14 protein-coding genes are annotated in these 14,618 nt (G+C 44.7%); 11 read left to right on the plus strand and 3 right to left on the minus strand.

Annotated elements, in window-relative coordinates:
* Positions 1-5: 5 nt before the first annotated feature.
* From AABA75_RS13090 to AABA75_RS13140, 11 genes are all read left to right on the plus strand, one after another.
* Positions 6-845: a pyrroline-5-carboxylate reductase family protein gene (locus AABA75_RS13090; RefSeq protein WP_338293054.1), complete on the plus strand. Its 840-nt coding sequence runs from the start codon at positions 6-8 to the stop codon at positions 843-845.
* A 12-nt stretch (positions 846-857) separates the two neighbouring features.
* Complete coding sequence (locus AABA75_RS13095) at positions 858-1,757, plus strand: mechanosensitive ion channel family protein (protein WP_338293055.1); 900 nt, start codon at positions 858-860, stop codon at positions 1,755-1,757.
* A gap of 99 nt (positions 1,758-1,856) precedes the next feature.
* Positions 1,857-2,747, plus strand: coding sequence for an RNA polymerase sigma factor RpoH (gene rpoH, locus AABA75_RS13100; protein ID WP_338293056.1), 891 nt, complete (start codon positions 1,857-1,859; stop codon positions 2,745-2,747).
* A 129-nt stretch (positions 2,748-2,876) separates the two neighbouring features.
* The gene (locus AABA75_RS13105; RefSeq protein WP_338293057.1) at positions 2,877-3,530 is read left to right on the plus strand and encodes a response regulator; all 654 of its coding nucleotides are present in this window, start codon (positions 2,877-2,879) and stop codon (positions 3,528-3,530) included.
* Positions 3,527-4,531 (plus strand): sensor histidine kinase, encoded by a 1,005-nt coding sequence (locus AABA75_RS13110; RefSeq protein ID WP_338293058.1) that lies wholly within the window; start codon positions 3,527-3,529, stop codon positions 4,529-4,531. The genes AABA75_RS13105 and AABA75_RS13110 overlap by 4 nt, the downstream gene beginning before the upstream one ends.
* 72 nt (positions 4,532-4,603) lie before the next feature.
* On the plus strand, positions 4,604-4,999 hold the full coding sequence (locus AABA75_RS13115) for a response regulator (RefSeq protein ID WP_338293059.1): 396 nt from the start codon (positions 4,604-4,606) through the stop codon (positions 4,997-4,999).
* 88 nt (positions 5,000-5,087) lie between these two features.
* Positions 5,088-5,633 (plus strand): RNA polymerase sigma factor, encoded by a 546-nt coding sequence (locus AABA75_RS13120; protein WP_338293060.1) that lies wholly within the window; start codon positions 5,088-5,090, stop codon positions 5,631-5,633.
* Between the two features lie 21 nt (positions 5,634-5,654).
* Positions 5,655-6,164 (plus strand): DUF1003 domain-containing protein, encoded by a 510-nt coding sequence (locus AABA75_RS13125; protein WP_338293061.1) that lies wholly within the window; start codon positions 5,655-5,657, stop codon positions 6,162-6,164.
* A complete protein-coding gene (locus AABA75_RS13130; protein WP_338293062.1) occupies positions 6,148-6,783 on the plus strand; it encodes a mechanosensitive ion channel family protein in 636 nt (211 codons plus the stop codon). Before AABA75_RS13125 ends, AABA75_RS13130 begins: the two co-directional genes overlap by 17 nt.
* A 137-nt stretch (positions 6,784-6,920) precedes the next feature.
* Positions 6,921-7,718 (plus strand): glucosaminidase domain-containing protein, encoded by a 798-nt coding sequence (locus AABA75_RS13135; RefSeq protein WP_338293063.1) that lies wholly within the window; start codon positions 6,921-6,923, stop codon positions 7,716-7,718.
* 133 nt (positions 7,719-7,851) lie between these two features.
* The gene (locus tag AABA75_RS13140) at positions 7,852-9,639 is read left to right on the plus strand and encodes an ATP-binding protein (RefSeq protein WP_338293064.1); all 1,788 of its coding nucleotides are present in this window, start codon (positions 7,852-7,854) and stop codon (positions 9,637-9,639) included.
* A 33-nt stretch (positions 9,640-9,672) separates the two neighbouring features.
* On the opposite strand, the gene AABA75_RS13145 is transcribed toward AABA75_RS13140, so the two are convergent.
* Genes AABA75_RS13145 through AABA75_RS13155 form a run of 3 tightly spaced genes read right to left on the minus strand, consistent with a single transcriptional unit; the run spans position 9,673 to position 14,609 of the window.
* Entirely contained in the window at positions 9,673-10,317 is a 645-nt protein-coding gene (locus AABA75_RS13145; RefSeq protein WP_338293065.1) for an MlaC/ttg2D family ABC transporter substrate-binding protein, read from the minus strand.
* Positions 10,314-10,766 carry a hypothetical protein gene (locus AABA75_RS13150; protein ID WP_338293066.1) on the minus strand — a complete coding sequence of 151 codons (453 nt, stop codon included), beginning with the start codon at positions 10,764-10,766 and terminating at the stop codon, positions 10,314-10,316. The genes AABA75_RS13145 and AABA75_RS13150 overlap by 4 nt, the downstream gene beginning before the upstream one ends.
* 54 nt (positions 10,767-10,820) lie before the next feature.
* Positions 10,821-14,609, minus strand: coding sequence for a translocation/assembly module TamB domain-containing protein (locus AABA75_RS13155; protein WP_338293067.1), 3,789 nt, complete (start codon positions 14,607-14,609; stop codon positions 10,821-10,823).
* Positions 14,610-14,618 lie beyond the last annotated feature (9 nt).

Consider the following 14,618-nt stretch of genomic DNA (forward strand, 5'->3'; position numbering starts at 1 on the left):
CAGTTATGTTCCGTGATACAGACCTCAGCATCGCCTTTATTGGCGGTGGGCACATCACTCAAGCTATGGTTTGCGGCCTGTTGGCCGCAGGGTGTAGTGCGAAAAAAATATTGGTCTGTACGCCCTCAACTCAAGGCCAGAAACAGTTTATTGAGGAACATCAGGTGCTCGCAACAGGTGATAACAGTCTGGCAACTCGCTTTGCCGATGTTGTCATCATTGCGGTTAAACCTGAGAAAGTGCCACTCATATGCACGGAGATCGCCGAAGCTATGCTGGAAACACAACAGCAAAAACTGGTGATTTCACTGGCCGAAGGCGTCGCCCATGCGCGATTGCGTGAAATGCTGTGTGGCAGTAACCGGATCATATGCGCGGTGCCTAACCTTGCCGTAACATTGCGACGAGGCATGACTGGCTTGTATGCCGATCCCGATTGCCTGTTCAAGGACACCCGAACAGCCGAAAGTTTAATGGCGAGTTTAGGCGAAACCCTGTGGGTGCAAGAGGAAATGCAACTGGCTGATGTAGAGGCCACCTCTGGTAGTTCATCTGCGTATCTATATTATGTGCTGGAGCAAATGCAGCAAATAGCGATAGAACAAGGTCTATCAGAAAAAGAAGCCCGCAATAGCGTTTTGCAAGCCGCTTGGGGGGCCATATCAGTGGCACAAAACTCGCAGCAAAGCTTCGCCGAATTGCGTCAATCTGCTGTGCAATCCAAATCTACTTCCAAAGATGCCATTCAAGCTTTAAAAGACGCAGATTTGCCAGCAACACTGCGAACGGCAATGAAAACCGTCAAGCAAGAAACGCAAGAAAAACTACAAACCGAATCTATCTAATCAAGGAGTCGCATGACCGATCTCGGTATTGAACAGCTGTTGCAATCCGACTTGCTATTTAAATCCATAATTACGCTTATTCTTATTACTGTGCTTGTCGCAGTGCGCAAACTGGCCTTGCGTAAATTGCACAAAAAGGGCCAAAAGAAAGGCAAAGATTACCGACACGCCATCAATATCGTTAAACAATTGAGTCACGGTATTATGTTTGCGGCACTCGTCCTTGTATGGTCCAGTGAGGTACAAAACCTGGCAATATCGGTTGCCGCCTTTATGGTGGCGATTGTCTTAGCCACGCGAGAGTTTTTACAATGCTTGTTGGGTTTTCTGTACTACATCTTCACTCGCCCTTTCAGAGTGGCAGACTGGATCCAAATCGACAACAGCACCACCGGTGAAGTCTATGCCATTGATTGGATCAAGGTGACACTACTGGAGGTTGATCCCGAATCCCTTACCTACACGGGAAAAACCGTCTACGTACCTAATAATCAGTTGGTATCAAAGCAACTGCGCAACATGAACTTTATGCGCCGTTATAATATGCACAACTTCACCCTAACCTTTGAACCGCTGCAAAGCGTATTACTGCAGCTACCAGAAATTAAACGCTTCGCTCGCGAATTATGTGCGCCTTTCCGCGATGTGGCTTTACGTTATAAAGATCTGATCGAGCGTCACCTCGAAACTGAATTTATCGAAACCGATCCCATCGTGAATATTGAAACCAGCCGGTTTGGCTATATAGAGCTAACTGTCTGTATCTTCTGCCCCACAGACAGAGCACAAGGGTTGCAACAACAAATCACCGAGCACGCCCTACACCACATTTTACCCGGTGCCGCCTCCGGGCAAGAGCTGTCAAAATGGGACTTTCGCAGACAAGATTACAAAAACGAAATGGCCTATTAAAAAAATTAAAAAAACTATTGAATTAGTTTGCTGCAACACTATCTAAGTATGTAACGGACGAAAATACCGGTTTGATAGTCAATTTAACGAGGATATTTAATGGACATCACAGCATTAACAAATGAGTCAAAACAACTTAGCCAGGTCAGCAGTTACCAGGCGTTTGTTAATTATGCACGTTCAATTCCTATGTTAGATGAAGCGCAGGAAAAAGAGTTGTTGACGCGTTTCAAAGTTGAAGACGACCTCGATGCAGCGAAGCAACTTATTTTGTCGCATTTGCGTTTCGTGGTGCATATTGCTAACAGTTACCGCGGCTACGGTTTGCCAATGGAAGACATAGTGCAAGAAGGTAATGTCGGATTGATGAAATCAGTCAAACGCTTCGATATGTCTTATGACGTGCGTCTGGCGTCTTTTGCCGTTTACTGGATTAAATCTGAAATTCACGACTATGTGCTTAAAAACTGGCGCATGGTAAAAGTGGCCACCACCAAGGCCACTAAAAAGCTATTTTTTGGTTTACGCAAATTCAAATCCAAACTGGCGTGGTTAACGGAAGACGAAGTAAGTAACGTCGCCAAAGAGTTAGGAGTGAATGAGTCCGAAGTGCGCATGGTGGAAACCAACTTGCAATTGAGCGATGTATACTTTGAGAATACCACGGGCGAGCAAAACCAAGATGAGTACGATCCATCTACGATAACCAGTGCCCTGCTGTCAGATGCCAGTCAGGCTCCAGAAAAAGTACATGGTGAGCAACTGGCGCAAAAAGCTCAGACCGCGCAATTAAGCGCGGCGTTAAAAGTACTGGATGAACGCAGTCGAGATATCATTGAGTCTCGCTGGTTACATCACGAAGATGCGCAGCTAAAACTGGAAGATCTGGCACAGCGTTATGGTATCAGTGCTGAGCGAGTCCGACAGATTGAAACTGCCGCTATGGCCAAAATCAAAAAGTTTTTAAATAGCAGTACCTTCACAGCGTAATGCTAATCCCATTTAAAAGCCGCACTCTGTGCGGCTTTTTTGTTTGTACAACCTGATTGCTTGCCTTAATCTTGATTTAATCTTTTTAGCGTAGCCTTTATCAATAGTGACAAAAAACGTAAGTAACAAATGCGAATACTGATTGTAGAAGACGACAGCATCATCGGTGATGGCCTTGTGATGGGCCTGCAAATGGATGAATACGCGGTGGATTGGGTGGAAAACCTGAAAACGGCGAACGCTGCTTTAGCCACTAACAACTACGATCTAATGATCCTGGATTTAGGCTTACCTGATGGTTCGGGCCTCGATATTCTGCGTAAACTCAGACGAGAAAAAAGCTCCCTACCCGTTATCATTCTCACCGCTTATGATGAGCTATCAGATAAAATCAAAGGCCTGGACGCCGGTGCCGACGATTATCTGGTAAAACCTTTTGATCTGGATGAACTGCGGGCCAGAGTGCGGGCACTACATCGCCGTGCATTGGGACGCAGCACCCCTGTAATAGAGGCAGGTGATATTGTAATGGACCCATCCAAGCTTGCAGTCACGCGAGATGGCGAGAACATCAAACTGGGTCCGCGAGAATTCGCCATTTTAAGAGTACTCATGGAAAATCAAGGTCGTATCATTTCCAAAGCGCAAATCGAAGACAAGTTGTATGGATGGAATATGGAGATTGAGAGTAATACCATCGAAGTTCACATGCATGGCATTCGTAAAAAACTGGGGAAAGATCTGATTAAGACAATTCGCAATGTAGGCTACGTTATAGAATGATGCGAATAAGTGCTATACCCAAATTTCGCAGCGCTGCCTTTGTGGTGTTGCTAATCATTTTGTCAGGCAGTGTCATTTTCGCAGTGCAACAGCAAGGCGTAGCAGCACTAATTTTAACTTTTTTAGCTGGCTCAGGCGTGCTGCTTCTCACCTGGTTATGCTTCGACGAATACCGCCATGCTCAATATCAAGCGCAGCTACACGAAATTCAAGCGCAACTAAAACAAATAAACCAAGGCAAACAAGACGCGCTCAGCATTGACGTTACAGCAGGCCCCTATCGCGAACTGGTGGCCGAGATCAATGAGCATTTGGCAATGGAAACCGAGCGGTTGCTACAGGAGCAAAACTTTAGCGCCGATGCCTCCCATGAATTGCGGACGCCACTTGCAGGTTTGCGTCTGCAAGCACAAGTAGCCCAACGCACTGATAAATCGGAGCTGAAAGCGCGTGCATTAGAAAACATTATCTCTGCGGTTGACAGAAGCACCCGACTGGTGGAGCAGTTACTTGTCTATTCACGACTTTCCCGACGCCGAAATCACGCCGAAAACACCCGGATAGATATCACCGAGTTATTACAAGCACAATTGCTGAAAACCGCCTCACTGATAAGCAATAAACAGCTTGAGATCAGTACAAATTTTGCAGAAATACAGGTGCCTAAAATCTTTTTGCACAGAGACCAAATGATGGCGGCTATTGAAAACTTGCTCTACAACGCCATCGAGCACAGCCCGGAAAAAGGTAAAATTGCTATAACGTTAAGCGCTGCATCAGACACCTTACAGCTGGTGTTTGAAGACAACGGCCCGGGGTTAAGTGATAAAGATAAACATCATGTCATTGTGCCCTTCCAGAAGTCCTCTTCTAATAAGCAAAAAGGCACTGGATTAGGTTTGGCTATTGTAAACAAAGTGGTCCAGTTACACGGAGGTGACCTGCAATTGCTGGACGCCAAAAGTGGCGGTTTAAAGGTGCAAATATCCTTGCCACTTTAAACAACCTAATTGCTTGCTATTACCACCTGCACCAGGCAAACTACGCCACAAGCAAAACACGGTAGAGACCTGATGCAACAGACTGACGTTGATTCTGATAATAAGCCCCAACTGCTTTATCTGGAAGATGACCCTGTGTTGTCAGAAACCATGACAGCGTTATTAGAAATGTCTGATTTTAACGTGTTTCATGCGAATAATACCGAAAAGGCCGTTGCCCATATCAATAAAAATCACCTTGTCCCCCACCTTATTCTTGCTGATAAAAGACTGCTGTACGGCGAATGCGGTATTGAATCAGTAACAACAATCAGAAACCTGCTCAGCACTGAAGTACCGGCAATACTACTTACTGGTGATAGTGATATTTCCAATGAGGACCAGAAAAAAACGCCATTGCAACGGATCCTGTTAAAACCGGTAGACATTGATAAGTTGATAAGAGAAATCCAGCAACTGCTTGCATAAAAAAGTTGGTAAAATTAGTTTTCTTAAGTTTCATTTAATATTGACGCCCTAATGTTTGCCACAGATAAACACAAAGGTCGATACCAAAATGCAAACATTCAGTGTGTTGGAGAGCACGCTTCATTCGGTTCCTGCTTCAAAGCCTGTTAAATTGGCGAAAAAAGAATTTGATCGATTACTGACAGAACTCAGCCCGGCAATTTTGCGTTATTGTCAGCGCTATTTGCGCAACATTGACGATGCCCAGGAAGCATGCCAGGAGACGATGCTAAAAGCCCTGAATGGGTATGCCAATTTTGAAGGCCGTGCCAGCGTTAAAAACTGGCTGTACTCAATTGCCAAAAATGTCTGCGCGAGTCTCTATCAGCAGCGCTCAAAATTGGATCTCACAGAGGACAACGAAGACTTGTTTGACGAAGCGAGCTATACACCTGCATTGACAGACGAAGGGCCTTGTCTTTTTGGTGAACTGATCACCCGGCTGTCAGTACAAGAGCGAAACGTATTGAGTTTCCGCTTTGTTGAAGATTTACAATTACCGGAAATTGCTTGTGCTTTGGATTTAAACATTAGTACCGTAAAAATGTGCTATTACCGAGCGTTAGACAAGTTTCAAATGGCACAGGCTAGTTAATCTGACTCAAGGAGAAGATCTATGATGAAGTATTTTGAAAACATCGCCCGCGCCATGATGGGAATGCCGTATGGCGAGCTCAACGAAACTGAGCAACACGTTATTAAAAGTATTGCCAATCAAGAAACTGTTGCCACCAACCTGAACCAAAGCTTTCACGATCAATTGACCTTTGGGCAGAAAGTTTCTGACAAGGTAGCGGAATTTGGCGGTTCATGGCCTTTTATTATTATGTTCTTAATAGTAATGTTGGTATGGATTGGGTACAACGCATTAGCATTGAGTGGTACGGTAGTCTTCGACCCCTACCCTTTCATTTTACTCAATTTGGTATTATCCACTTTGGCAGCACTGCAAGCACCCATCATTATGATGTCGCAGAACCGACAGGCTGCCAAAGACCGTATGGCAGCATCGCTAAACTATCAGGTTAGTTTAAAAACTGACCTTGAAATTATGTTGCTGCAAAAGAAATTGGACGAATTACTCATCAAAATAGACAGGCAAAATAGTAATGAACAGCATGGATGAATTACTTCATCGTTTACTTGAGTGGAGCTCCACCTATTTATCCAATCTGCTTTGGAGTTTAGCAGTACTAGTCACTTATCTGGTGGTTAGCCGCTTAGCGCTGCCCAGAATCAAGTTTTTCGTAGACAAGAGCAAGTTAAAAGCAGAAGCCACCAAAAAAGCCTTTCACACGGTAAAGCTCTTGGTGGGGATTGTGACCTTTGCCATTTTGTTAATTGTCTGGGGCGTAGATTTTGGTGGCTTGTTGATCCTGTCCACTTCCATTCTGACCCTAACAGGTGTAGCACTTTTCGCCAGTTGGTCACTGCTAAGCAACGTCACATCCTATTTCATTTTGCTATTCCACAATGCGTTTCGCCGAGGTAATTTTGTGCGTATCGTGGATGGTGACAATTATATGGAAGGCTACATTGCAGATGTTAACCTGTTCAACACCCGCATCGTAACGGAAGACCGGGAAACAATCATTTATCCCAACAACCTTGTGCTGACTCGACCTTGTATCGTAAACCCAAGAAACCGTTGGAAAGTGATTGGCAAGGTGGCTGACAAAGAGCAAAAAGTTGTTCCCATTCCTTGCCCCGAAGAAGTGTTGGCAAAAGAAGAACGAACCACCTGAGGCACTACAATCGAAGCGGTGTGGTATGAGGGGTTATCAGTAACTCGTTGTAGCGCGACAGATTTAGCCAACAAACTGATCTGTTAAGCTAAACTAAGGCTATCAGTTAGAGAACTATAGTTAAATGAGGGCCTTAAATGCAATCATCTTTGCTGCGAAGCACCGTAATAGTGCTGATACTTATTGCCGCCGCTTTAATTACCTGGTACATCCTCAAGAGTCCAACTACTCCACCGCCACCTGACTTTAAGGCATTCGCAGCTGGCCCGGAGCGCAAACAGGTCTTTTTCCAATATTTTGCTCCAATCATAGAAAGTGAGAACCAAAAAATTCTGGAGCAGAGAGAGCGAGTCTATGCCCTGATGAACGAGAGCCAATACTCCTCAAGAGAGCTAAGCTATTTATCAGAGCTCGCGGAACAATATTACCTCGAGGACTTCTCCCATGAAAACGAGGACCATTGGCAAACCTTACTGCGAAGAATCGACTATATCCCACCTTCCTTGGCGCTGGCACAGGCGGCAAATGAAAGCGCCTGGGGGACATCACGTTTTGCCACTGAGGGAAATAATTTTTTTGGACAGTGGTGCTTTTCTGAGGGCTGTGGCCTCGTGCCCAGAGATAGAGGCGCTGGTCAGATCCACGAAGTGGCAACCTTTGATTCTGCACAAGAGTCCGTAGAGCGCTATTTGCTTAACCTTAACCGACACGATGCCTATACTAAGTTAAGAAAAATAAGAGAATCTGTTCGAGACAGTGAAGCACAGCTTAAAGGTACGGCCTTATTACCTGGCTTGGAGAAATATTCCGAGCGTGGAGTACACTACATGAACGAACTCAACGATATGATACGGGTGAACAAACTGGCGGAGTACGATGTTAACTTTGCAACACTATACATAACGGAGGAAGCCAGCGATGAAAACCAAGGTTAGCTTGAGTGTTTTTCTCTGTGAGACAATCATTGAACTCTTTTTTAGTTACGACTAATTGCTAAGAGATTTATCTCTGTTTTAAAGCCATGATAACGATATAAAAAGGGAACAGCCGGAACAACAAAGCAGCAATATGGTACAACTAAACAAACTCAGGCGTTCCAGAAGCTTGCTGCTCAAGCTCGTATCGGCAATTGGTGTATTTACGCTGCTAATCGCCGCTCTACTGTTTTTTTCGATTTCAGAAAAAAATGCACTTGAGGAACAACTAAAGCATATCCACAAGGCCGCCAGCGACATCATCTATTACGATGAAGTACTCACTATGTCTGCTCGTATGTTTACTTACACCAATGATGAAAAGTGGTGGCAACGCTACGAATCAGCAGCAAGCACATTGGATGAAGTGCTAATTGTAGCGGCAAAACTCGATCCACAAATCGCGCAAGCCATCATCAATACCAGCGCCAGTAACGACCGACTCATCGAGCTCGAGACTGCCGCGTTCAACGCGGCCAGAGAAGGTAACAACGACCGGGCATCTGACTTACTACTCAACACAGCATACCAAAACCTGAAAGCCCAATATTCAAATGGGGTGGAAAAAGCGCTGGAAATCGTGCAATTCCAAACCGAAGAGAAGTTGCTCAAAGGACAGGAGCAAAAAGCGCGTTTTTTGCTGGCATTGGCGTTAATCCTGGCCATTTCCTTGGTCACATTATTGATATTCTTATTGCGCTACAACAGCCATATAGACACCTCAATCGACACCCTGCATCAGTCTCTGGCACAGAAAGTGGATGAGTTACAACAAACCACCAACGCGCTAACCGCGGCAACGAATGCCAAGAATCGTTTCCTGGCCAATTTGTCTCACGAAATCAGAACACCTATGCATGGCGTGATGGGCAATTTGCAATTGCTTAATACTATGTCGCTTTCAGAAGAAGCACAAAAAGCGCTGGATAATTCGATTGGCAGCAGCAAGCTGTTATCTCGCTTATTAGCTGATTTACTGGACTTTTCCGATATGCAGTCTGGCACATTAGTATTGAAATCCAAAACCTTTCAACTCGCCAACTTGCTGAATGAATTGGCGGCCATGTTTCGCACCAGCTGTAACAACAAAGGGCTGCAGTTTATTTTACAGAACGAACATCAACGCGATGGCTGGCAAGGCGACCCCGAACGGCTAATGCAACTGCTAACTCAGCTGATAGACAACGCTATTAAATACACAGATCTGGGTTCGGTAACCCTGAGAGTTGGCTTAAAGCAAGACACACAAGTGCAGTTTGATGTCATTGATACCGGTATTGGTATGACTGAAGCCACTAAAGCCAATCTATTTACCCCATTTGAACAGGGTGATAACAGCAATACCCGACGTTCGACAGGTGCCGGCATTGGGATGGCTTATGTCAAATCGTTAGTAGAGCTGATGCAAGGAGAGATAACCGTCGTCAGTGACACAAACAAAGGCACCACCATTAGTGTTGTACTGCCTCTGGAGCCGATTAACTTGAGCAAGCCCGATGACGGTGAACAATCGGCATTCAGCCTGCCAAGTAACACCAAAATATTGGTGGCAGAAGACAACAAAATTAATCAACTCATTGTGGAGAGTATGCTGGTTGAGGCTGGCACAGAGGTTATTTTGGTAGACAACGGTATTGAAGCCATTGCGGCGATAAATCGCCGCTTTGACTTGGTCCTGATGGATATTCAAATGCCTGAGATGGATGGTATTGAAGCCTGCGAGCGCTTTAAACTACAAAAGCCCAACTTGCCTGTTATTGCACTAACCGCCAATGTATTGCAGGAAGACATCGCGCTCTATCAAAAAACCGGATTTGACGACGTTTTATCCAAACCCGTGGATAAAAACGAACTGCTCGCCACGATCAATAAACACCTTTAAAGTCCACTGCTCTAGCAAAGTACTTTTGTCTCACTACTGTAGTTTCTTTGCCAACAGAGCTGTTAAACCGGGAAGCCCTTGTTGCCGAATTATGGGGGCAAACTCAGCGCGTTTGCTTTGCACCAGGCTAACGCCCTCTACGATTAAATCGTAGGCTTTCCAGTCTCCACTTTTGTCCAGTCTTAGCTTAAATTGCATCTGAATGTCAGGTTTCCCCTTATCCTTGACGATGGCATTTACTGCCACCTTATCTTTGTCTTTTTCGTGCTTTACGGGTTCAAATACAACCGTCTGATCCTGATAATAATTAAGAGAAGAAGCATAAGTTATCTTGATATACCCTTTAAACACATCAAGGTAGGCTTGAATGTCTTGTTTTGCAGAAGAATTGGCACTGCTACCCAGGATCAGCAAGCCGCTGTATACGTGATCTACGTGAGGTAACAGCGTTTGTTGAATAATCTCTTCGAAGGCTTTTGGATCAGCGTTGTTTTCCTTGCGTAGCTGCCTGATGGCAGCAAAAGTGTCATTCGCCACTTTTTCGATAAATACGCCCGGATTGACAGGTTCTGCTTTTGCTTGTCCCTCTAATATCATTGCGATACAAATCATGGCAAAGACCAATACACCTGGCCGGAAATATTCGTTTTGCGTTCCACGCTCTAATTTTTTTATCATGTTAAAAACCATTTATTCATCAAAATATCACCAAATGCCCAAACCAATGTGCCCACAATCACTAAAATAAACTCCAGGGCACCGGCACGAATTTTCAAAGCTTGCTGTAAACCTTGCTCCAAGTCATCGAAATGCTTCTCAATACGAGAAATTTCGGTTGTGGCGTACTCTTCGGGAGCATTAATCGACCTGAACTTACGGCGCGCCTTTAACAAAGCGATACGCTCCTGAACAATCAGTCTACTGCGCAGTACTTGCTCTAGAAATATTCCACCGAAACCAGAAATCACTCCCAAGACAACCACAATACTACCTGATCTGGAAAACCACTCATAACCAAGCCAATTGATTGACGTTAACCATACTCCACCAGAAAGGAAGGACAGCGCAATAAAAATCAAACTGAATTGATATAACCAACTTCGCCAACCATAGGTAAATTTTTCCACTGTAATCTCCCCAGTCAGGTATAGGTTGACAGTAACAACCGTCCAAAAGTCACTTTATTGTGTCTCATCAGCTTTTTCTTCTGGCTCGTAAGTAAACTCATAAAAGATATCCAGCGCATTAGACAAGCCACTGACGGCTTCGAGATATAGTTGTGGCAACATCTGATAACGCAAAGCAACTTCTGACACAGCATCAAATACCCCTACACCATAAGTTAGTTTTACGTTGGGTGCGATAGTACCACTTACCGCTACTTTTGAACTGTCTCCCTGGCCTTCCATACCCAAACTTAAATCATTGATGCCGAAGTTTTCGCCCAATTTAGAGACAACGTTTTCTGATTGGTTTAATCCGTAACTGATCAACGCATTGGTTAGTACCGTCTCTTGCGAGTCATTACTTCTCGCCCCTAAAGCTCGACCGGTTAATAAATAAGACAGCGCTTGAGATTGAGCCATTTCCGGGGAAGAGAAAACACTAACGGTAGGTTGTCGGGCGGGCCCGGTTACTCTCAAACCTGCAATTACGCCATCAGAAGTCACTTGTGGTTCTCGAATTGCCTCTATTTGTAATGATGGAAACTCTAACGGGCCGTTAAAAAGTAGATCCCCTTGTCGAATTTGCAAATTTTGACCGTAAGCTTCATAGATACCATCTAACAACGAAACTTCACCATTTGCACTAACATTGCCTTTGCCCTGAATGTTTAAATTGCCTGTTAACGCAGTAGTCAGCCCAAAAGCATCGAGATTTACCGTTTTATTTTTGTCTGGATCCAGTAGTAACTTCAGATCAAGCTCAATCACCGGACCTTTGGCTACGGTGCGCGTTAACTCGTCAGGTGCTCTTATGTCTGCTGTGGGTCTCAAGGCGGAATCCGGTATTGATTGTAGTTTTATCGCCGCTTCAGGCACCTTCAAAATACCTGTCACTTTCACTTCCGTTTCAGAAAGTGTGATATCCAGGTCCGGAGAGACGCTGAGTTTCGCCATCAAATGGTCATTGTAAGTTAATTTTTGTCCCTGAATCTTTAAGCTGGCCATGCCACCGTCAAACCAACTCGCATTGCCAGTTAGTGTTGCCGAGCCATCTCCCATGTTAAATTGCCCTTTAGTGAGCAGTTCATGGCCGTCAAAGCTAACTTGCTGGCTTAAAGCACTGATGTCCAGCCCTAACTCTTTACTTACTAAGGCGGCATCAGAGAGGATTACATTGCCATACATCGCCAACTTTTCATGACTAAATTGTGCATTTACATTGCCATTTATCGTTCCGTTTAGTGTTTCAACTTGAGGCACAAGAAAGACCCAAGGTGATAATTCCAGGCTGGAAATCTGAGCCGCCATTTGTAACTCTTGCATATCAATTTGTGAGAAATCAGAGGCCAGTGGCAAACTGGAATTAAGCTGTACTTGTCCTAAGGTTTCGCTCTGCAACTGCAATTTCGCCACCAGTTGTCCTTGCTGGAAACGGGTCTCAAAACCCAAAGTGTTCAGGTAAAATTCTTGATCTTCATCTAAAAACTGCCAATTACCGGGGGAAAAGCCACCTTGTGCTAGCAAACTATTTACGCCAAGTTGATTACCCTCCAGGTCAACACTGAAGTTAAAAACCGTGTCGGTTTGCAATTGCTTAAGTTGTGAATGACTGCCTCTAAGCCACTGACCAAGCGGTAGATCCCGACCCCGTAAATCACCTTTGTAGTGCCCTTGCTCAAAACTTAGCTGTTTAACACAAAAACTGGCTGCCGAATGATTTTCCCAACACCCGGCTCCCAGGTGATATTGCTGCTCCAGCCAATCAAGGCTAGCACTCATCGCTTCCATCAATTGAAAGGTAATGTTATTACGAGTCACTTCACTGGTTAACAACTGTCCGTTCCAGCGTGCGTTTTGCAAACCTCCTTGCAGGCTTGCATCCACCTGTAACCACTGAGATAAAATATTAAAATCAATATCGTGCCGGGCCGAGTTGCCCGTTGAATTAATACTCACATCTAAACTGATGTCGTCTGCCACTTTGAGTTGCTCAGCGGAGAATTGGATGCGAAATGGACTTTCTGAAGTCCACGCCAAAGCGATATCAGACTGCCATTGGGCAATGCCGTATTGCTCAAAGGAGAGCTGACTGCCCTGCCCTTTAAACAGGATTTGTGGCTGTTGCAACGGGCCATCAACGTTAAATTTTGCCTGCAGGCTACCGTTTGCTTTGGGATGTATCTGCGTTAAATTGCCAAGCTGAAGATCTCCATTAGCTTGCAGCTTACCAGCCTCATCGAATTGTAAGTTGCCTGTTATTGAATTCTCCGCAAGGACAACTTTCAGATCCGTCAACGCCAGTTGGCCGCTATTTTGATAGCGCAAACCTGAAGTTAATGTGGCCGTTTGTTGATTCCAGATAGTATCCAGATTGAGCTGTTTACTATTAACCTGCCAATCTGACTCAACGATTGACAGGGATACATCAGTGATAAGGTTTATCAAACCAATATCTGTAGGGACGTAACGTTTGGTACTTATGTTCTTTGCGTCTACATCAAGTAAAAGTTGTGGATGTTGCTGCGGATTAATACTTCCCACAAGGTTGACCCGACCATCTACAGAGTTGAGCTCAAGCTGTTTAACCTCTAACTGTTGTGGACTGCCCGTTAGTGTTAAATCGATGTGGGTATCAGACCACCAAGGTGTTGTAGCAAGCCCATCGAGTTTTATTTGCAAATCTTGTAGCTCTCCAGTCACCGCTAAATTTGCATTGCTAATAGCGCCTGTATCCGGGGTTCTCAGGTGGTGCACCTGTCCGCTCAAAGTAATGGGCAACAGCGCCGAAGTCAGGTCGGTTTGTAATCGAAAATCGCCCTTCAACGACAGCTCATGGTAACGACTTTCGACACTCGTTTGTAACTTCAGGTTTGAAGGTTTGCCGTTAGCGCTTACCTGCAATTCTGCCTGTTCAGCGTTGCTTTGCAACTGCATTTCAAGCTGGTAATTCTCATCAATTTTAAGACTTGCCTTTGTGCGAGCATTGAAGGCATTGAGTTCAACTAATTGCAGCGCAGCAAAGTTTTCATTGAGCTCAGCTGAGAGCTTTACCTCTGGGATCTTTAACCTAATATTTTGTGCCTGATAAAGACTAAAATCGGTAATACTGAGTGCCTCTGCTTTCAATAACAGCGGAGCATTAAATCGGGGGAGTTCTATTGGGCTATAATGAATGTTGGCCAGTTGCTGCAGTTGCTGCTCCACAGACAGAGGCTCTTTCGCTGCTTGTACAGGCAGAAAAACCTGCACGCCATCGAGCTCAAGTTGAGAGAGATTAAGCAGAGTATAAAAATCAAAAGACGAGGATAAGGTCTGTAACTTAAATAGTGGTTCGTCATTTTCAGAGACAGAAAACCTGATGAGCTTCAGTTGCTTCACTTGCACAGGTAGTGGCAGCGAAAAGGGCCAAGTGGATGTAGTAGAATTATCACTGCTGATATCAGAAACCTGCGATTGAGCAGCAACTAAATTCAAACGGCTGTCCTGAACAATAAGCTGCTCAACACACACTTTAAAACGCCACAAACAACGCAAATCAAGGCGCAACTGCACACGCTCAACTTGCCCATTCAACGAGGCTTCGTGCAATCTAATTTGCTCAAATATCAAAGATTCAGCCAAGCCGCCGTGCGCTTTTTCGATACTCAACGGTGCATAGGCCTTGGTTGCGAGAGTTGCAACAAATTTTGCCCCAAGGGAGGTATAAATCAGTACAGCAAAAACCAACAAAACTATCACGCTGCAATACAACAAAACTTTTGCCGTATTCTTTGATATTCGTCCTAAGCCGGATTTTATTGGCATAGTAAAATC

Origin of the sequence: Planctobacterium marinum (assembly GCF_036322805.1) — a bacterium.
Classification (GTDB): domain Bacteria; phylum Pseudomonadota; class Gammaproteobacteria; order Enterobacterales; family Alteromonadaceae; genus Planctobacterium; species Planctobacterium marinum_A.

Coding starts and splice junctions, on each gene's coding strand:
- AABA75_RS13090 (WP_338293054.1), top strand. CDS start 6: ATGTTCCGTGATACAGACCTCAGCATCGCCTTTATTGGCGGTGGGCAC.
- AABA75_RS13095 (WP_338293055.1), top strand. CDS start 858: ATGACCGATCTCGGTATTGAACAGCTGTTGCAATCCGACTTGCTATTT.
- rpoH (WP_338293056.1), top strand. CDS start 1,857: ATGGACATCACAGCATTAACAAATGAGTCAAAACAACTTAGCCAGGTC.
- AABA75_RS13105 (WP_338293057.1), top strand. CDS start 2,877: ATGCGAATACTGATTGTAGAAGACGACAGCATCATCGGTGATGGCCTT.
- AABA75_RS13110 (WP_338293058.1), top strand. CDS start 3,527: ATGATGCGAATAAGTGCTATACCCAAATTTCGCAGCGCTGCCTTTGTG.
- AABA75_RS13115 (WP_338293059.1), top strand. CDS start 4,604: ATGCAACAGACTGACGTTGATTCTGATAATAAGCCCCAACTGCTTTAT.
- AABA75_RS13120 (WP_338293060.1), top strand. CDS start 5,088: ATGCAAACATTCAGTGTGTTGGAGAGCACGCTTCATTCGGTTCCTGCT.
- AABA75_RS13125 (WP_338293061.1), top strand. CDS start 5,655: ATGATGAAGTATTTTGAAAACATCGCCCGCGCCATGATGGGAATGCCG.
- AABA75_RS13130 (WP_338293062.1), top strand. CDS start 6,148: ATGAACAGCATGGATGAATTACTTCATCGTTTACTTGAGTGGAGCTCC.
- AABA75_RS13135 (WP_338293063.1), top strand. CDS start 6,921: ATGCAATCATCTTTGCTGCGAAGCACCGTAATAGTGCTGATACTTATT.
- AABA75_RS13140 (WP_338293064.1), top strand. CDS start 7,852: ATGGTACAACTAAACAAACTCAGGCGTTCCAGAAGCTTGCTGCTCAAG.
- AABA75_RS13145 (WP_338293065.1), bottom strand. CDS start 10,317: ATGATAAAAAAATTAGAGCGTGGAACGCAAAACGAATATTTCCGGCCA.
- AABA75_RS13155 (WP_338293067.1), bottom strand. CDS start 14,609: ATGCCAATAAAATCCGGCTTAGGACGAATATCAAAGAATACGGCAAAA.